The organism is Hydrogenophaga sp. NFH-34, from assembly GCF_021401345.1.
In the GTDB taxonomy this organism is placed as follows: domain Bacteria; phylum Pseudomonadota; class Gammaproteobacteria; order Burkholderiales; family Burkholderiaceae_C; genus Hydrogenophaga; species Hydrogenophaga electricum.
In genome coordinates this window covers 13,670-31,543 of the sequence record NZ_JACBGE010000027.1, presented here as the reverse complement: position 1 = coordinate 31,543, position 17,874 = coordinate 13,670, and the positions used below count along the sequence as shown (strand labels likewise).

Below are 17,874 nucleotides of genomic sequence, written 5' to 3'. Positions count from 1 at the left end.
CCCGCCTCACGCGGTGGCCGGCGCGGGTGTTTCCTGGGCTTCGTGCAGCAGCCAGTCCTTGAACGAGGCGATCTTGCTGGAATAGCGCTGCAGCGAAGGGGTCACGATGTAGTGGCCCTTGCCGGTGCGCAGCGGGCTGGCGAAAGGGCGCACCAGGCGGCCCGCGCGGATGTCGGCGTCCAGCATGTGCTGCTGGCCGATGGCGATGCCCAGCCCGTCCATGGCGGCTTGCCAGGTCAGGATCGAGCTGCTGAAGATCATCTTCTCGGCCTTGTTGTACACGCCGTCCAAGCCCGCGTGGGCCAGCCAGGTGGGCCAGTCGTTCTTGCGGTACTTGGACACCAGCAGCCGTTTGCCGTGCAGCGCCTCGGGCAGGCGCAGGCCACCGTGGGCCGCTTCCAGGAAAGCCGGCGAACACACCGGCTCGATCACGTCTTCCAGCAGCAAGGTGGCGTCGGCGTCCGGCCAGTGGCCTTCACCGAACACGATGGCCAGGTCGCATTTTTCGGTGCCGAAATCCAGCGGGGCGCTGCTGTTGGCGATGTCCACCTCCACATCGGGGTACTGCACCTTGAAGCGCGGCAGGCGCGGAATGAGCCACCGCGCCGTGAGCGTGGTGTAGGTGCGCAGCCGGATGACGTTGTCCGAATATTTCTGCGTGATGAACTGGGTGGCTTGCGAAATCTCCTCAAAGGCCGGCCCGATGCGCTGCGCGTAGACCTCACCCACGTCGGTGAGCCGCACGCCCACGCGCTCGCGGGTGAACAGCTGGACGCCCAGGTATTCCTCCAGCACCGCGATCTGCCGGCTGACCGCCGACTGGCTGACCAGCAGTTCATTCGCCGCGGTGGTGAGGTTGTAGGTTCGTGCGACGACTTCGAAGACCTTGAGGGGATTGAGGGGCGGAATCTTCATGGTGGTGGCCGGTACCGCCCCATCATAGAGAAATCGACGCCGCCGGACCACGGTGATCGCCCATGTCCCCGTGCTGTGCGGGCCCGCGCCGGTGGCACGCGGATCAGGCCGCGGGGTGCCCTGCCGGACGCGGAAGTGGGCGGTCGAAGTGTCCATGCCGTCCGAAAGCATGGGCCGGCGCGCTTGCGTCTACCAGAGGGCGACCAGCCTCAACTTCGACGTCATCGTCTGCGATCTGCGCGAGCCCGCGCCACCGAGCTGGACGCAGCACGGTGTGAACTTCCCCCGCGAGATGCCCGATGACCTGACCCTGCGGATGCGGCCCGATGCCCGCACCGCGGTGGTGGCGCTCACGCACGACCCCAAGCTCGACGACCAGGCCTCGATCGACGCCCTGTAGTCCGAGGCGTTCTGCGTCGGCGCCATCGGTTCGCGCCGCCACACGCACCCGCGGCGCGAACGGTTTGCCTTGCGTGGGCCGGCAAGGCTCTGCATCGGCAGCAAGACCCTGGCCGAGATCGTGTCTGTCAAAAACGGCGCCAACCCCCACCCGATGCCGTTGCCGGTGCCGGTGGCCGAAGGCAAACAGGCGTTGGGCCCTGGCGCCGACACCGCATCACCAGCCACCGCCTGCGCGCTCTGACTGCATCACCTGGGTGCTCCGGCGGTTGGCTGGGTGCCTCGGTGGTTGTTGGGACGCCGGGTAGGCCTGACAAAATTATTTCTATTTTAGAAATTATTAATGGATGATTTTGTGATTTATCTTCTGATTCGGAAATTTTAAAGTTCATCCCAAGGCAGCGATACACGCACTGACCGCCGCGAAACGCGGTGAAACGCAGCGATACCGGGCCGAAAAGACCGCCGGGGTCGTGCCCGGCACGATGAACCTCTGACATTCCACCGAAAGGAACCATCATGAACACCCAACGTCGCTTCACTTCCGTTTTTGCTGCTGCCGTGCTGGCCATCGCCGCCGGTCAGGCCGTGGCCGCCGACCAGGGCCTGAGCCGCGAGCAGGTCCAGGCCGAACTGCAACAAGCCATTCGCAATGGTTCGCTGGTCGCCGGCGGCGACAGCGGCCAGACCCTGGCTGAACTCTCGCCCAACCGCTACCCGGCCGTGCAGGCCCAGGGCCTGAGCCGTGAACAGGTCAAGGCCGAGCTGCAACAGGCCCTGCGCGACGGTTCGCTGGTCGCCGGTGGTGACAGCGGCCAGACGCTGGCTGAGTTGAGCCCGGCGCAGTACGCGGCCAAGGCCGACGTGGTGAAGGTCCAAGCGGCCGCACCGGAGCAAGGCAAGACGCGCGCCGAAGTGAAGGCCGAGTTGCGCGAAGCGCTGCGCACGGGCGACATCGTGGCCGATGGCGACAGCGGCATGAAGCTCAACGAGCTCTTCCCCGGTCACTACCGCAACGTGCAGTAAACCCCGCCCATGCCCGCTGCGGGCATGGCGGATCTGTGCTTCTCCTGGAAATCTCCCTTCAAAGCCCGTCGGCGATCAACCGGCGGGCTTTTTTTGTACGACCCTTGTTGGGGGGGGCGTCTTGGCGGCGGGCGCTGTTGCCGGAGGTTGGCGCTTGGGTTGCCGGGCAGAATGGAGCGCGTTGACCGCACATCTTCCCCTCTTTGTGATGGGCCCCGGGATGGCCGCTCTCCCCAAAAGCGCAGGCCTGGTATTCGCTTCTGAAAGTCACCCACCATGACATGGCAAGCCCCCACCCGCCAAGTGTTGCTGGCCGGCGCCACGGGCCTCGTCGGCGGCCGGGTGCTGCAAGACTTGCTGCTGGATCCGACGGTTTCGGCTGTCCATGCTCTCAGCCGCCGCCCCTGGGTACTTGACCATCCCAAACTCCAGATTCATCTCGTGGATTTCAACCGTTTGCCAGTGCTGCCGCCCGTGGACGAGGTGTATCTGGCGCTCGGGACCACGATCAAGGTGGCGGGCAGCCAGGCCGCGTTCCGCGCCGTGGATTTCGAGGCCAACCTGGCCGTGGCCCAGGCTGCCTGTGCGGTGGGTGCCCGGCGGATCGGGGTGGTGAGCGCGGTCGCTGCGAATGCGCGGTCCTCGGTGTTCTACAACCGGGTCAAGGGCGAGCTGGAAGACGCGCTCAGGAGCATGCCGTTGACGGCGCTGGTGATCGCCCAACCCTCCTTGCTGCTGGACAACCGGGATGGTCTGGGGCAGCCGCCCCGGTTGGGCGAGAAGCTCTCGATTCCTGTCGCGAGGATTTTGGCGCCGTGGATTCCATGCGCCTACCGCCCGGTGTGGGCGCAGGCCGTCGCCCGCTCGCTGGTTCGAACGCTCCCGCAGGCCCGGGGCGTGGTGGTACTGGCATCCGGCTCCATGGTGCAGATGGCTCGCGAGCCGTGAGTTGCCGGATCGGGCCACTTCTCGGCGGTTGAATGAACACCGGCATTCAGAACCCTCAGCGCTGCCGGTCTGGGCGAGGCTGTGCGCCCGCCCTTCGCGCTGCTGCCGATCAGGGAGCGGGGATTTCTGGCCAGGGAGTCGCCGCTGGCCGAGACAGGGCGGCGAGCCAGTCGCCCGGGGTGTAGCCAAAGGCGCGGCGGAACCAGCGTGTGAAGTGGGCCTGGTCGGCAAACCCGCATTCGGCGGCCACCTGGGCTGGCGGGTGCTGCTCGGCCAGCAACTCGCGCGCCTGGTGCAGGCGCAGCACCCGGAGGTAGTCGGACGGTGCCATGCCCAGCCAGCGGCGTGCCACCTGGTGCAGGCGTTCGCGGCTGACGCCGCAGCGGCGGGCCAGGTCGGCCACCTGCCACACGCCGTCTTGCGCGGCGTGGCGCATCTGGCGCAGCAGCGCTTTTTCCGCCGGGGAGGGGCGATCGGTCGCTGGCGGCCCGTCGGTGGTGCCCCATTGCGGCAAGGCTTCGCTCAGCCACTGCCGCACGGTGTCCGCCGTGTCCAGTTCGCGGGCGCGTTGTGCCAGGGCTGGCAGATGGCTGACGCCGCTGCCGTGCGGTGCGTGCAGGGCATGTGCCTGCAGCCACGGGTCGGGGACGTAGAGCATCACGATGAGCACGGTGGCCGTGGCGGCGTCGCCCTGCGTTTCGACCAGACCCATGTGGACTTCGCCGGGCGCGATCGCCAGCAGGTCGCCCGCGCGCAGGTGCAGCAACCGGCCGGCCAGGCTGCATCGGCACTGGCCGCTGACCACAGCGCCGAACGACCATTCCGTGTGCCAGTGCGGCACCCATTCCTGACCAGCCCGGTAGTGGCGCACCGCTTCCAGTCCTGACAGCTGCAGCCGCCGGACTTCCGAACGCGCCGGCGCTGGGCGCGGTGCCCGGGACTGCGGGTGGTCAGGCATCTCGCGCGCCGCAGACGGTGATGCCCACCCAGCCGGCGCTGGCGGTCAGCGCCTGCAAGGGGCCCAACAGGGCCAGTTCTTCATGGGGGTGATCGAACACCTGCAGCGTGGCGGTGGCTTCGTGCCATTCGCCGCCGACGCGGTGCTGGATGTCGGGCCTGACCAGATGCGGCTGCGGCAACTGCGTGGGCTGGCGCAGATCGGGCCAGCCCACGGCGCCCACGGCAGGCAGCGCCAGGAAGCCCATCGGCTGCCCGGGGCGGCCCGTGAGTTCGGCGCGTGCCTCGATGAGACGCCGGTCTTTCACCGCGAGCGACGCACCCAGCACACGGCCGGCGCGCAACGGTGCCGCGGCCGGATGGTCGAGCGGCAGGCTGCGCGTGAGCCAGGTGCTGCCGGTTTTTTTGGGCCAGCCCTGCAGCAGCCCGCGGATCAGCGAGATGTCCTGGTCGACCCAGATGGCTGGGCAGTAGGCGCAATGGCTGCCGTCGGGGCGCTGCACTTCCAGCACGATGATGGTTTCGCGGTACTGGGCGAGCACGGGGTCGGCCAGTTCGTGGCCGTCGGTGCAGGCCTGCCAGTCGGCGAAGTGCACGCAGCCCCGGCCGAGCGGTTTCCCCAGGCTGGGAGGGACCAGCGCGCTGGCCGTGTCGGCCTGGCACTCGAAAGCCACGTTGAGCAGCCAGCCGGCGTAGTGCCAGGGGGGTGGCGGCACGACGGCGGCGCGGCCGCTGGCGGTGAAAGGGGCGGTGAAGCTGCGGTGGTTCCAGTCGGAGAGCGTGTTCATGCCGCGCAGTGTGGCGAAGCGGGCCGGGCCTGGCTAGAACGCTGGTGAAGCGCTGCGCGCCCGACGCGGTAGGATGGCGCGTTTTTGCGCACCCATTCCATGCCCGCTCCTTCCTCATTGCCGTTGCACGAAGTGCTGTTCAGCCAGGGTTTTGGCACTCGGCGGGTCTGCTGGGGGCTGGTGCAGCAGGGGCTGGTGGCGCTGGGCGAGGACCGCCGTGTCTGCGACGATCCGGCCGAGGTTGTCGCGACGGACGGTCTGGTGTTCTGGGTGCAGGCGGTGCGCTGGGAATTCCACGAGCGCGCCTACCTGCTGCTGCACAAACCCGCCGGCTACGAATGCTCGCAAAAGCCCGGTGCCCACCCCAGCATCTACACGCTGCTGCCGGCCCCGTTGCGTCAGCGTGGCGGTGGGGCGGCGGCGGGGGTGCAGGCGGTCGGTCGGCTGGACCAGGACACCACGGGCCTGCTGCTGCTGAGCGACGACGGGCAATTCATCCACCGTCTGACGTCGCCCCGTCACCACGTGCCCAAGGTGTATGAAGTCGGGCTGCGCCATCCGGTGGAAGAGCGGCAGGTGCAGCGCCTGCTGGCCGGGGTGGTGCTGGACGACGATCCACGGCCGGTGCGCGCCGCCGCTTGCGAAGCCACCGGGGACCTGGCGCTGCGCCTGACGCTCACCGAGGGCAAGTACCACCAGGTCAAGCGCATGGTGGCAGCGGTGGGCAATCGGGTCGAAAGCCTGCACCGCAGTGCGATCGGCGTATTGACCCTGCCACCGTCGCTGTTGCCTGGTCAGTGGCGCTGGCTCACGGCCGACGAGGTGGCCGCTCTGCGCCAGCCCGCGCGCTGAGGCGGGTTTTTCAGAGCAGTTCGCCCTTGCGGCTGTCCAGCGGGACGAGGAAAGAATTGTCCTGCCACTGCGAGGCATCGGCGCGCGAATCGCCGGTGGTGCTGGTGGGCCAGGAGGACACGGGTCCGAAGTCGCTGCTGCCGCGGTTGCTGCGCTGGCGCTGGATCGCGCTGCGCAGGTTGTTCTGCGCGGCGATGACGGCACGCTCTTCGCGTTCACGCTCGCGCATGGCCTGGGCGGTGGGGGTCTCGCCCAAAAATTCGGCGCGGATTTCCGTCACCGTGGGCAGGTTGGACGAGTGCACCACCCAGTAGGGCATGCCGCACTGGGTGAGCAGCGAGTTCTTGAGTGCGCGGGTGCTGCGCGGGATGCCGGAGCGACCGGGCACGTCGATGCAGCCGATCACCCGCCCGTCGGAGCGGCAGACCGTGAACGTGCAATACACCCCGGCCAGCAGCTTGTACCAGTCCATGCCCTGGTCCTGGTCGCGCGGCAGCGTGAACCGGGTGACGGGCACCTTGATCAGGATGTGGTGGTCATAGAAAGCCCGCGCGAGCCAGTGCCAGACACGCACTTCCTCGCTGTTGGCCACATGCCGGGTGTTCAGGGGCCAGTGTTTGGGGATGCGGCGCTGCCGCCGGGTGCGCCGGTTGTCCCAGGTCCTGTATGCCCAGGCGCCCAGCGCCAGGCACAGCGGGGCGAGCGCAGACAGCAGCCAGGGGTTGGACCAAGGATTCATGAAGGGGAAGGGGCATCCGGGTGTGTCAAAGTGTAGACGGGCAGGTGCGACAAGTCACGAGGATGTGACCTCCGTATGTCGAATGGTTCCGTGATTTACTGCCGAAATCTCGGAAGGTTGGCCGGATTTGAGGGTGTTTCGCCATCAAATGGCGCGAAATTCGCGCAGCAGGCATCCGGCGGCAGGAAGGCCGGTAGCACCGGTTCAGCCCAGCGAGGCGAGGAAATCTGTCACATGCTGTTGCAGAAGGTCGGGCTGGTCACGGTGGGGGCTGTGTCCGCATTGGGGCAGTACAGCCAGGCGGGCGTGGGGCGCCGCGCGGCGGATGTCCTCGATCTGGGCCAGTGTGCCGTATTCATCGTCTTCGCCCTGAATGGCCAGCAGGGGCGCGGTGATCCGGGCGCACTCGGCCCGGATGTCGAAGGGGCGAAAGTCCTCACTGAGCCACACGTCGTTCCATTGCCAGAAGGCGTTGTCGACATCGTGGTGGTAGCGGGCCAGGCGATCGCGCAAGCCGGGCCGGCCGTCGCTGCCCGGCAGGAGGTACTGGTCCCGCGCCTGCGCGATCGCCTGCAGCGACACCGGTTCGACCATCACGTGCGGGGCCATGACCACGCAGCCGGTCGTGTCATGGCGGCTGGCGTGCAGCAGCGCGATGGTGGCGCCGTCGGAGTGGCCCACGAGCACCGGCCGCTGCACGCCGAGGGCGGTCAACAGGGCAGGCAGCACGGTCCAGGCCTCTTCATGCATGTAGTCGGGCTGGTGGCGACCGGAGCGCCAGAAGCCGGCTTGCCGCGAGGGGCCACGGACATCGGGAATCGGGTCCGAGCGGCCGTAGCCGCGGCGCGAGTACAGCCAGCCGGCACGGCCCGTGGCTTCGCACAGTGTCTGGGGCCAGTGGCGTCCGCGCTGGGGCCACAGGTCCACACAACCCAGGCCTTCGTGCAGGAACACCAGCGGTGCGCGGTCGGTGGGGCCGGGAATGTGGGCGACTTCCAGCGTCACACCTTCGATTTTTACGGTCTGGGCAGCGGGTTCGGACATGCCGCGATGCTAGCGCCGCGGCGCCGTGCGGGATGTCACCCGCGTCCCGGACCCTGGCCGGCAAAGGCCAGGCGGATGCCGTATTCTTGGCACCATGAAGTTGCTGTTAGATGCGTTCTGGCGCGCGGTGGCCTATTGCCTGCATCCCAAGGTGATTGGCCTGTCGTTCCTGCCGCTGGTGCTGATGATCCTGCTGTCCTTCGGGCTGGGGTATTTTTACTGGGAGTCGGCGGTGGCGGCCACAGCCGCCTGGCTGAACGACTATGCCTTGATGCAGGCTTTCCTGGGCTGGCTGGAGCGCGTCGGTCTGGACGGCATGCGCACGGTGTTCGCGCCGTTGCTGGTGCTCATGATCGCCACGCCGGTCATCGTCTTGCTGTGCCTGCTGCTGGTGGCGCTGTTCATGACGCCGGCGATCGTGGAGCTGGTGGCGCAGCGGCGTTTTCCGACGCTGGAGCGCCGCCGGGGCGGCACCTGGCTGGGGGGGCTGTTCTGGTCCCTGGGCGTGACAGCCATGGCGCTGGTGGCGCTGTTGCTGTCGATGCCGCTGTGGCTGATTCCCCCGCTGGTGCTGATCCTGCCACCCCTGATCTGGGGCTGGCTCACCTACCGGGTGTTTGCGTTCGACGCGCTGGCCGTGCACGCCAGTGCGGACGAGCGCCGCACTCTCATGCGCGTGCACCGGGGGCGCCTGCTGCTGATGGGCGTGCTCACAGGGTATCTGGGGGCGGCGCCCAGCGTGCTCTGGGCCTCGGGGGCGCTGTTCATCGCCCTGGCACCCCTGCTGGTGCCGGTGGCCATCTGGATCTACACCCTGGTGCTGGCGTTTGCTTCGCTCTGGTTCGTGCACTACTGCCTGGCCGCACTGGAGCGCCTGCGGGGCACGGCCGCCGCCGTGGATGTGGTGGAGGCCGGGGCGATGCGTTCCCCGGCGCCAGTGTCCAGCCCCGAACCGCCGGTTCTGCCCCCTGTTTCCGGAGACCCTTCTTGAGTGCCTTGCCCCCCGATGCTTCCCTGTCCTCCGCTCCGGCCTTCGGCCTGATCATCGTCGGCGACGAAATCCTCTCGGGCAAACGGGCCGACAAGCACCTGCCCAAGGTGGTCGAGCTGCTGCAGGCACGGGGACTGGCCCTGTCCTGGTCGTTGCTGGTGGGGGACGATCCCCGCCGGATCACGGCCGCCTTGCGCGACGCGTTTGCTTCGGCGGACGTGGTGTTTTCCTGCGGCGGCATTGGCGCCACGCCGGACGACCACACCCGGCAGTGCGCGGCCGCTGCGCTGGGTCAGCCGCTGGTGTTGCACCCCGAAGCCCGGGCGCTGATCGAACAGCGCATGCGGGAGACGGCGGCGGAAAAGGGCGAGGTGTTCGACGCGGAGCGGCCCGACAACGTGCACCGCTACAACATGGGCGTCTTCCCCGCGCAGGCCCGGATCGTGGCCAACCCCTACAACCGCATCCCCGGCTTCTCGTGCGATGGTCCTGGCGGCGGCACGGTGCACTTCGTGCCCGGTTTTCCGGTGATGGCCTGGCCGATGATCGAAAACCTGCTCGACACCGATTACCGACATCTGCACCGCCAGGGCAGCTGGCAGGAGCGCTCGGTGGTGGTGTTCGGGGCCATGGAAGCCGCGCTCACGCCTTTGATGGAGGCCATCGAGCAGGCGCACGCGGTCAAGGTGTTCAGTCTGCCCAGCGTCGACCACCCGCAATTCGGCCGCCATATCGAACTGGGGGTCAAAGGGGAGCCCGAAGCGGTGACGCCTGCGTTCGCGCAGCTGCTGGCTGGGCTGCGCGGCTTCGGGGCCGATTTGGGCCCCGAGATGGTGCAAAATTGAATGCACCAAATTGGGATTGTCCGTTTGATCCATTTTGGTGCGCATGAGGTGCTTTCGATCCGGTGCAGTGCGCGCTGCGGGCTGGAGGGGGCAGACAAGGGCCGCCAGCGATCCTGCGGGAACCTTTGTGGCGCATGGGCTCGGTGATAATCCCCGTCCGTGTGCGCCGTGTTCAGCCGGGTGATGCGGCGCAGCGGGCCCTGATGGCATGAATGATGCTAGTCAAAAGGGTCTCTTTTTTTGATTACCACCCACTCAGCAACAGGAGCATTTGATGGCAAAGACCGTCGCAGACGTGATGCAATTGGTGAAGGACAACGACGTCAAGTTCGTTGATTTCCGCTTCACCGACACCCGTGGCAAGGAACAGCACGTCACCGTGCCGATCTCGGCTTTCGATGAAGACAAGTTTTCCGCCGGCCACGCTTTCGATGGCTCCTCGGTCGCTGGCTGGAAGGGTATCGAAGCATCCGACATGCTGCTTATCCCCGATGCCAACACGGCCAACATCGATCCCTTCTTCGAAGAAACCACGCTGTACCTGCAGTGCCACGTGATCGAGCCCAGCGATGGCAAGCCCTATGAGCGCGACCCGCGCTCCATCGCCATGCGCGCCGAGGCCTACCTGAAGGCTTCCGGCCTGGGCGATACGGCTTTCTTCGGTCCTGAGCCCGAGTTCTTCATCTTCGACAACGTCTACTGGAAAAACGAGCCGGGCAACGTCGGCTTCCAGATCGAAGAGTACGAAGCTCCCTGGAACTCCGGTGCCAAGCTCGAAGGCGGCAACCGCGGTCACCGTCCCACCGTCAAGGGCGGTTATTTCCCGGTGCCCCCGGTCGACAGCACGCAGGACATGCGCGCCGAAATGTCCCTGATCCTCGAATCCCTGGGCATCCCCGTCGAAGTGTTCCACCACGAAGTGGCGGGCGCTGGCCAGAACGAAATCGGCACCAAGTTCTCGACCCTGGTCGAGCGCGCCGACTGGACCCAGGTCCTGAAGTACGTGGTCTGGAACGTGGCCAACGCCTACGGCAAGACCGCCACCTTCATGCCCAAGCCTTACGCGGGCGACAACGGCTCCGGCATGCACGTTCACCAGTCCATCTGGAAGGACGGCAAGAACTTGTTCGCTGGTGACGGCTACGCCGGCCTGAGCGATTTCGCCCTGTACTACATCGGCGGCATCATCAAGCACGCCCGTGCCCTGAACGCCATCACCAACCCCGGCACCAACTCGTACAAGCGTCTGGTGCCTGGCTTCGAAGCCCCGGTGAAGCTGGCTTACTCGGCCCGCAACCGCTCGGCCTCGATCCGCATCCCGTTCGTGGCCAACCCGAAGGGCCGCCGTATCGAAGCGCGTTTCCCCGATCCTTCCGCCAACCCCTACCTGTGCTTCTCGGCCCTGATGATGGCGGGTCTGGACGGCGTGGAAAACAAGATCCATCCGGGCGAAGCCGCCACCAAGGATCTGTACCACCTGCCGCCGGAAGAGGACAAGCTGGTCCCGACCGTGTGCTCGAGCCTGGATCAGGCCCTCGAATACCTGGACAAGGACCGCGCGTTCCTGACCAAGGGTGGTGTGTTCACCGACCCGATGCTCGATGCCTACATCGATCTGAAGATGCAGGAAGTCACGCGCTTCCGCATGTCGCCGCACCCGGTCGAGTACGACATGTACTACAGCCTGTGATGCCAGCGCGGTGCGGTTCTGTTTCGCACCGCTGGTCCACGGAACCCACGGCCTTCGGGCCGTTTTCTTTTTTCCGGGTGCTGGCAAAGGCCGGTGCTGGCGGTGGGCGGATGGCACTTTCGCGGGGTTTTTCAGTCATACTGATACATTCGTTGCATGGCTTCACCCATTGCAGGTGGCGTCCGCTCTGTCGATCCCCCGATTCCGTTGATCCGATGCCCTTGAAATCCCTTCTCCTTCCGCTGGCCGTGGCTGTGATGGGCACCCTGTCGATCGCTCACGCGCAGGAGCGCATCTACCGCTGTGGCAACGAGTACACGAACAACGCCGAAGCGGCCAAAGCGCGTGGTTGCAAGCTCATGGAAGGGGGCAACCTGACCGTGGTGCAGGGCACGCAACCGCAGCAGCAGGCCGCTGCCGCGCCGCGCAGCGCGAGCGAACCGAGGCCCACCGCTTCCCGCATCGACAGCCCGGCCCAGCGGGCGCGGGACAGCGATGCCCGTGCCATCCTGGAGTCCGAACTGCGCAAGGCTGAAGAGCGCCTGACCGCGGCCCGCCAGGCCTATGCCAATGGCGAGCCGGAGAAGCAGGGCATCGAAGGGCGCAACCACCAGCGCTATCTGGACCGGGTCGCCGAACTCAAGGCCTCCCTGGACCGGGCCGAGAGTGATGTCAACAGCATTCGGCGGGAGCTCTCCCGCTTGCCAGCGGCGGGTGTGAGCACGGCACAATAGGGGGCTTGAAAAAGCCACTCATCCCCCTTCTTTCCAAGTCCAGCAAGGGCGCAGCCACGGCAGTCTCGCCGTCCCACCGTTTTCACGCCCTGGACCTGCTGGCCACGCTGGTGGCGGTGGTGTCCCGGGACGGTACGGTGCTGTTTGCCAATGCGGCGCTCGAAGATGCCCTGGGCATGTCTCGGCGCAGCATCACCGGCGCACCGCTGCAGGACTGTTTCACCGAACCCACGCTGCTGCAGAGCGCGCTCAACGGGGCCAGCGAAAACGAGTACGCGGCCCTGCGGTACGACGCTTTTTTGCGCCGCCTGAGCTATGAGCCTTTGCCGGTCCATGTGGTCGTGGCGCAGACCGATACCGCCGGAGAGATCATCGTCGAGCTGTTGCCTCTGGAACAGCAGACGCGGCAGGAGCGGGAAGAGCGGCTGATGGATCAGGCGCAGGCCAACAAAGAGCTGATCCGCAACCTGGCGCACGAGATCAAGAACCCGCTTGGCGGCATCCGTGGCGCCGCGCAGTTGCTGGAGCTGGAGCTCGACAACAAGCAACTGACCGAATACACGCAGGTCATCATCCACGAGGCCGATCGCCTGCAGTCGCTGGTGGACCGGCTGCTGGCGCCGCACCGGCGCCCGCACGTGGTCGGCGATGTGAACATCCACGAGGTTTGCGAGCGCGTGCGCTCGCTGATCCTGGCAGAGTTTCCGCGCGGGCTGAAAGTGGTGCGGGACTACGATGCCTCGATTCCCGACTTTCGCGGCGACCGCGAGCAACTGATCCAGGCCGTGCTCAACATTGCCCACAACGCGGCGCAGGCGCTGGCCGACCGCATCGCCGCGGGCGACGCGCAGATCACTTTCCGCACGCGCGTGGGCCGGCAGGTTACCTTTGGTAAACAGCGTTATCGGCTGGCATTGGAATTGCATGTGATCGACAACGGGCCCGGTGTGCCGGACTCGATCAAGGACCGCATCTTTTTCCCGCTCGTGTCGGGACGCGATGGCGGTTCTGGCCTGGGGCTGACGTTGGCGCAAACCTTCATCCAGCAGCACCATGGCCTGATCGAGTGTGAGAGCGTGCCGGGTCACACGGACTTCAAGATCCTGATTCCGTTGCCTTGATACCCACACACGCCGCCTGAGGAAGGAACACACCGCCGATGAAGCCGATCTGGATAGTGGATGACGACCAATCGATCCGCTTCGTGCTTGAAAAGGCGCTGTTGCGCGAGAACCTGCCCACCCGCAGTTTTACCAACCCGCAGGAAGTGCTCAAGGCACTGACCGACGCTCCGGAAAGCGAAGGTCCGCAGATCCTGGTCAGCGACATCCGCATGCCCGGAGGGTCTGGCCTGGAGCTGCTGGAGCGGGTCAAGGAAAAGCTGCCGGGCCTGCCGGTGATCATCATGACCGCCTTCTCCGATCTGGACAGTGCGGTCTCCGCCTTCCAGGGCGGGGCTTTCGAATACCTGCCCAAGCCGTTCGATCTGCCCAAGGCGGTCGAGCTGATCCACCGTGCGGTCGAAGAAAGCCAGCGCGAAGAGGTCGCCATCGAATCGGTGTCGGCCGCTCCCGAAATGCTGGGGCAGGCGCCGGCGATGCAGGACGTGTTCCGTGCCATCGGCCGACTGAGCCAGAGCAACGTCACGGTGCTGATCACCGGCGAGTCCGGTTCGGGCAAGGAGCTCGTGGCGCGCGCGCTGCACAAGCACTCGCCGCGTGCCAGCGGTCCGTTCGTGGCCATCAACACCGCCGCGATTCCCAAGGACCTGCTGGAGAGTGAGCTATTCGGCCACGAACGCGGGGCTTTCACCGGGGCGCAGACCATGCGGCGCGGCCGCTTCGAGCAGGCCGAGGGCGGCACGCTGTTCCTCGACGAAATTGGCGACATGCCGTTCGACCTGCAGACCCGCCTGCTGCGGGTGCTGTCGGACGGGCACTTCTATCGCGTGGGTGGGCACAGTGCGGTCAAAGCCAATGTGCGCGTGATCGCCGCCACCCACCAGAATCTGGAGCAGCGCGTCAAGGAAGGCGTGTTCCGCGAGGACTTGTTCCACCGTCTCAACGTCATCCGCCTGCGCCTGCCGGCTTTGCGCGAACGTCGCGAAGACGTGGCCATGCTCACGCGCTACTTTCTCCAGCAGAGCGCCAAGCAGCTCGGCGTGGAGCCCAAACGCATCGCCGATTCGGCTCTGCGCCTGCTCAGCGGTTTCGATTTCCCGGGCAATGTGCGGCAGTTGGAAAACGTCTGCCACTGGCTGACGGTGATGGCGCCGGCCCAGGTGATCGAGGTCAAGGATCTGCCGCCCGAGGTGCTGGCTGGCGCCGGGGCCGGTGCGGTGGCGCTCAGCGAGAGCCCCCCGCCAGCGGCCGAGTGGAGCCCTCCGGTGCCGCTGACCATGCCGCCCGCCATGCCCGCGCCTGCGGTCGCTTTGCCGATCGCGGTGCCGGAAATGCCTGTGGCGAATGGCCTGGGTGTGCCCGCGACCGCGCCCGTGGCCGACGGCACCGGGATGTCCTGGGAAGGCGGTCTGCGCCGCGAGGCCCAGATGCTGCTGGAGGCCGGGCGCCACGATGTGTGGGATGTGCTCACGCGCCGCTTTGAAACCCTGCTGATCCAGACGGCGCTGGCCAACACGCGCGGGCGCCGCATCGAGGCGGCGCAGAAACTGGGCATCGGCCGCAATACCATCACCCGCAAGATTCAGGAACTGGGTCTGGACGACCTCTGATCCGTGGTCCGGTCGATGTCCCTGCCACGGGGCCGATGGGGCCGCGCGGGGCGGCCGGGCCCCTGGGGGCAGGGCCTTCAGTCCAGGGTGATGACCACGGGAGCGTGGTCGCTGGGCTGCTTGTTCTTGCGCGGGGCGCGGTCGATCTCGCAGGCGCTGGTGCGCGCCCTGAGCGCTTCGCTGACCAGAATGTGGTCGATGCGCAAGCCCCGGTTCTTCTGGAAGCCGAGCATGCGGTAGTCCCACCAGCTGAAGGTCTTGGGTGGGTGTTCGAACAGCCGGTGCGCGTCGTGCAGGCCCAGGGCCACCAGCGACTGCAGCTGGGTGCGTTCTTCGGTCGTGCAGTGGATGGTCTCGTGCAGACCGACCGGGTCCCACACGTCGGCGTCGTCAAAGGTGATGTTGTAGTCACCCATCAGCACCAGTTGCGGATGTCGGCTGAGTTCGTCCTGGACCCAGGCGCGCAGAGCGTCGAGCCAGCGCATCTTGTAAGCGAACTTGTCGCTGCCGCGCTCCTGACCGTTGGGAAAGTAGGCACCGATCACGCGGATGCCCTCGATGGTGGCGCACAGCACGCGCGACTGGTCGTCCTCGAAGCCAGGGATGTTGCGCACCACCTCTGCAGCCGGCGAGCGGCTCAGCAGCGCCACCCCGTTGTAGGTTTTCTGCCCGAACCACTGCGCGTGATAGCCGGCGTCGGTGAAGGCCTGAACGGGGAATTTGTCGTCGGTGAGCTTGAGCTCCTGCAGCGCCAGCACATCGACGGGGTTGGTCGCGAGCCAGTCAAGCACTTGCGGCAGGCGGACGTTGAGGGAGTTCACATTCCAGGTGGCCAGTTTCATGGGAGACCCTTCAAGGGGTGCGGACATAGGTCACAAAAGCCAGGGCCAGGCCCTGGGCGCTCATGCCGGTCTGACGCTCGGCCTCCTGCCATTCGGGGCCGAGCACGGGGGCGAACGCATCGCCTTCAAAATTGGCCGCGATTTCGGTCACCACCACCCGGCTGGCCAGGGGCAGGGCCTGTGCGTAGACCTGGGCACCGCCGATCACCCAGGCCTCGCCGGCGGGCGGGCAAAGCGCCTGGGCGGCTTCGAGCGAATGGGCGACCTGGGCGCCGTCGGCGTGCCAGCCCGGATCGCGGGTGAGCACGATGTTGAGGCGCCCGGGCAGCGGCCGGAACTTCGGCGGCAGCGAATCCCAGGTCTTGCGGCCCATGATCACGGGGCAGCCCAGGGTGGTGCGCTTGAAGTGGGCCAGGTCTTCGGGCAGGTGCCAGGGCAGGGCGTTGCGCAGGCCGATCACGCCGTTGGCGGCGCGGGCGTAGATCAGGTTCAGGCGGGTGGTCGCGGTCATGCCGTCATTGTGCCGCGCCGGTCGTGCCACCAGAGGGCGCCGCGCGGGCCGGCCAGAGCACGCTGGCGATGGCGACCATCACGAACACCATGGCGAACCAGTCCTGCCAGTGCGGCATTTCGCCGGTGATGAAGGTGGCGCTGAGCGTGCCCACCAGGGGAATGGCCATCACGCTCATGGCGCTGGTGGCGGGGGGCAGCTCGCGCGCCAGGCCGAACCAGATCAGTTGGGCGAAGCCGTAGTTGATGATCACGCCGTAGAACAGACTCAGCCACATGACGCCGCTGAAGCGCGCCGGCTGGGGCAGCGGCTCCAGCGCGATGGCCAGCACACCGACCACGACGCTGCCCAGCAGCAGCATCCAGACGGTGACCACCAGCGCGGAGAGGGTGAGCCGCGCACGGCGGAACAGGAGGGTGCCCAGCGCCCACGAGGCGGCCGCTCCGAGCATCCAGGCCACGCCCGCCGGGCGGCCCGAAAGGCGCTGCAACTCGTGCCAGAGCAGCAGGCCGATGGCGATGCTCACGCAGACCACCGCCAGCCGCACGCGCGGCGTGATGCGTTCGCCGAAGAAGGCCGCACCCAGCAGCACCGTGAAGATGGGCATGGTGAAGCCCAGGATGGCGGCCCGGCCCGAGGCCAGCTCCTGCACACCGAAGATCGACAGCGTGTGCCAGCCCAGCACGTTGGGCAGCCCCAGGGCGGCGATGACGCCCCACTCGCGCCCGGTCGGCCACATGCGTTCGCCGCGCGAGGCCACCCAGACGAACAGCCAGGCTGCGCCCAGCAGCATGGTGCTGGCGCGGAAATACAGCGGCGTGAGCTGTTGCAGCGACAGCTTCATCATGGGCCAGTTGACACCCCACATGAGGGTCAGGGCCAGCAGGCCCCAGAGTTGGCGGCGGGTGATCATGGGTGCAAGGAATGCGGGACGGGCCTGTTCACCCGGAGCCTGAAGGGGCGCCTGCGAACAAGGTAGGGCGGGTTGGCGTGGGCGGAGAACGGCAGCGGCAGGCCGCTGCCGCGCCAGGCGGCGCAGCAGTGCTGGGTCACACCGCGACGGGTGCCTTGATGGCCGGGTGGTGCTGGTAGTCCTGCACCTCGAAGTCCTCGTAGGCGTAGTCGAAGATCGAAGGCGGCCGGCGCTTGATGTGCAGCGTGGGGTAGGGGAAGGGCTGGCGCGAGAGCTGCAGCTCGACCTGTTCGCGGTGGTTGCTGTAGATGTGGCAGTCGCCGCCGGTCCAGATGAAGTCGCCCACCTGCAGGTCGCACTGCTGCGCCAGCATGTGGGTGAGCAGCGCGTAGCTGGCGATGTTGAACGGCACGCCCAGGAAGATGTCGGCGCTGCGCTGGTAGAGCTGGCAGCTGAGCCGGCCCTCGGCCACATAGAACTGGAAGAAGGCGTGGCAGGGCATCAGCGCCATCTTGGAGAGGTCGGCCACGTTCCAGGCGCTGACGATGATGCGGCGCGAGTCCGGGTTGGTTTTCAGGGTCTTGACCACTTCAGCGATCTGGTCGATGTGGCCGCCATCGGGCGTCGGCCATGAGCGCCATTGCACGCCGTAGACCGGGCCCAGGTCGCCATCGGGTTGGGCCCATTCGTCCCAGATGGTCACGCCGCGCTCGCGCAGCCAGTTGTTGTTGCTCGACCCGGTCAGGAACCACAGCAGTTCCTGGATGATGGACTTCAGGTGCACCTTCTTGGTGGTCACCAGCGGAAAGCCTTCGTTCAGGTCGAAGCGCATCTGGTGGCCGAACACGCTGGTCGTGCCGGTGCCGGTGCGGTCGCTCTTGTGCACCCCATGGGTGTGCACATGGCGCATGAAGTCTTCGTATTGCGAGCGGACGGGGCGGGTGGTCAT

General features: G+C 66.8%; 20 protein-coding genes. 11 read left to right on the top strand and 9 right to left on the bottom strand.

Features of this window, described 5'->3' with window-relative positions; all coding sequences use genetic code 11:
• Nucleotides 1-6: 6 nt before the first annotated feature.
• Entirely contained in the window at nt 7-915 is a 909-nt protein-coding gene (locus tag L0977_RS21420; protein ID WP_234266909.1) for a LysR substrate-binding domain-containing protein, read from the bottom strand.
• 154 nt (nt 916-1,069) lie between these two features.
• On the opposite strand from L0977_RS21420, the gene L0977_RS25720 reads away from it, so the two are divergent.
• From L0977_RS25720 to L0977_RS21405, 4 genes are all read left to right on the top strand, one after another.
• Nucleotides 1,070-1,315: a hypothetical protein gene (locus tag L0977_RS25720; RefSeq protein ID WP_442786660.1), complete on the top strand. Its 246-nt coding sequence runs from the start codon at nt 1,070-1,072 to the stop codon at nt 1,313-1,315.
• A gap of 120 nt (nt 1,316-1,435) precedes the next feature.
• Nucleotides 1,436-1,558, top strand: coding sequence for a hypothetical protein (locus L0977_RS25635; protein WP_326491098.1), 123 nt, complete (start codon nt 1,436-1,438; stop codon nt 1,556-1,558).
• 275 nt (nt 1,559-1,833) lie between these two features.
• The gene (locus L0977_RS21410; RefSeq protein WP_234266908.1) at nt 1,834-2,340 is read left to right on the top strand and encodes a DUF4148 domain-containing protein; all 507 of its coding nucleotides are present in this window, start codon (nt 1,834-1,836) and stop codon (nt 2,338-2,340) included.
• A 276-nt stretch (nt 2,341-2,616) separates the two neighbouring features.
• Nucleotides 2,617-3,288 (top strand): nucleoside-diphosphate sugar epimerase, encoded by a 672-nt coding sequence (locus L0977_RS21405; protein ID WP_234266907.1) that lies wholly within the window; start codon nt 2,617-2,619, stop codon nt 3,286-3,288.
• A 109-nt stretch (nt 3,289-3,397) separates the two neighbouring features.
• Here the strand turns inward: L0977_RS21405 and L0977_RS21400 are convergent, their stop codons facing one another.
• A complete protein-coding gene (locus L0977_RS21400; protein WP_234266906.1) occupies nt 3,398-4,246 on the bottom strand; it encodes a helix-turn-helix transcriptional regulator in 849 nt (282 codons plus the stop codon).
• The gene (locus L0977_RS21395) at nt 4,239-5,033 is read right to left on the bottom strand and encodes an acetoacetate decarboxylase family protein (protein ID WP_234266905.1); all 795 of its coding nucleotides are present in this window, start codon (nt 5,031-5,033) and stop codon (nt 4,239-4,241) included. Before L0977_RS21395 ends, L0977_RS21400 begins: the two co-directional genes overlap by 8 nt.
• 117 nt (nt 5,034-5,150) lie before the next feature.
• Here L0977_RS21395 and L0977_RS21390 point away from each other — a divergent pair, with 117 nt between their 5' ends.
• Nucleotides 5,151-5,885 (top strand): 16S rRNA pseudouridine(516) synthase, encoded by a 735-nt coding sequence (locus L0977_RS21390; RefSeq protein ID WP_234266953.1) that lies wholly within the window; start codon nt 5,151-5,153, stop codon nt 5,883-5,885.
• Between the two features lie 10 nt (nt 5,886-5,895).
• Here the strand turns inward: L0977_RS21390 and L0977_RS21385 are convergent, their stop codons facing one another.
• Both L0977_RS21385 and L0977_RS21380 read right to left on the bottom strand, forming a co-directional pair.
• Nucleotides 5,896-6,624 carry a DUF2726 domain-containing protein gene (locus tag L0977_RS21385; protein WP_234266904.1) on the bottom strand — a complete coding sequence of 243 codons (729 nt, stop codon included), beginning with the start codon at nt 6,622-6,624 and terminating at the stop codon, nt 5,896-5,898.
• 204 nt (nt 6,625-6,828) lie between these two features.
• The gene (locus tag L0977_RS21380) at nt 6,829-7,668 is read right to left on the bottom strand and encodes an alpha/beta fold hydrolase (RefSeq protein WP_234266903.1); all 840 of its coding nucleotides are present in this window, start codon (nt 7,666-7,668) and stop codon (nt 6,829-6,831) included.
• A 94-nt stretch (nt 7,669-7,762) separates the two neighbouring features.
• On the opposite strand from L0977_RS21380, the gene L0977_RS21375 reads away from it, so the two are divergent.
• The 6 genes from L0977_RS21375 to ntrC all read left to right on the top strand — a co-directional run bounded on the left by L0977_RS21375 (nt 7,763) and on the right by ntrC (nt 14,659).
• Complete coding sequence (locus tag L0977_RS21375) at nt 7,763-8,659, top strand: EI24 domain-containing protein (protein WP_234266902.1); 897 nt, start codon at nt 7,763-7,765, stop codon at nt 8,657-8,659.
• Nucleotides 8,656-9,504 (top strand): competence/damage-inducible protein A, encoded by an 849-nt coding sequence (locus L0977_RS21370; protein ID WP_234266901.1) that lies wholly within the window; start codon nt 8,656-8,658, stop codon nt 9,502-9,504. Before L0977_RS21375 ends, L0977_RS21370 begins: the two co-directional genes overlap by 4 nt.
• 274 nt (nt 9,505-9,778) lie before the next feature.
• Complete coding sequence (gene glnA / locus L0977_RS21365) at nt 9,779-11,194, top strand: type I glutamate--ammonia ligase (protein ID WP_234266900.1); 1,416 nt, start codon at nt 9,779-9,781, stop codon at nt 11,192-11,194.
• Between the two features lie 215 nt (nt 11,195-11,409).
• Nucleotides 11,410-11,928, top strand: a complete 519-nt coding sequence (locus L0977_RS21360) for a hypothetical protein (RefSeq protein WP_234266899.1) — start codon at nt 11,410-11,412, stop codon at nt 11,926-11,928.
• The gene (gene glnL, locus L0977_RS21355; protein WP_370465313.1) at nt 11,925-13,049 is read left to right on the top strand and encodes a nitrogen regulation protein NR(II); all 1,125 of its coding nucleotides are present in this window, start codon (nt 11,925-11,927) and stop codon (nt 13,047-13,049) included. The genes L0977_RS21360 and glnL overlap by 4 nt, the downstream gene beginning before the upstream one ends.
• A 38-nt stretch (nt 13,050-13,087) precedes the next feature.
• Nucleotides 13,088-14,659, top strand: coding sequence for a nitrogen regulation protein NR(I) (ntrC, locus tag L0977_RS21350; protein WP_234266898.1), 1,572 nt, complete (start codon nt 13,088-13,090; stop codon nt 14,657-14,659).
• A gap of 77 nt (nt 14,660-14,736) precedes the next feature.
• Here the strand turns inward: ntrC and L0977_RS21345 are convergent, their stop codons facing one another.
• From L0977_RS21345 to L0977_RS21330, 4 genes are all read right to left on the bottom strand, one after another.
• Nucleotides 14,737-15,501, bottom strand: coding sequence for an exodeoxyribonuclease III (locus L0977_RS21345; protein ID WP_234266897.1), 765 nt, complete (start codon nt 15,499-15,501; stop codon nt 14,737-14,739).
• Between the two features lie 10 nt (nt 15,502-15,511).
• The gene (locus tag L0977_RS21340; protein ID WP_234266896.1) at nt 15,512-16,012 is read right to left on the bottom strand and encodes a dihydrofolate reductase; all 501 of its coding nucleotides are present in this window, start codon (nt 16,010-16,012) and stop codon (nt 15,512-15,514) included.
• A gap of 4 nt (nt 16,013-16,016) precedes the next feature.
• Nucleotides 16,017-16,925 (bottom strand): DMT family transporter, encoded by a 909-nt coding sequence (locus L0977_RS21335; RefSeq protein WP_234266895.1) that lies wholly within the window; start codon nt 16,923-16,925, stop codon nt 16,017-16,019.
• 136 nt (nt 16,926-17,061) lie between these two features.
• On the bottom strand, nt 17,062-17,874 hold the full coding sequence (locus tag L0977_RS21330; RefSeq protein WP_234266894.1) for a thymidylate synthase: 813 nt from the start codon (nt 17,872-17,874) through the stop codon (nt 17,062-17,064).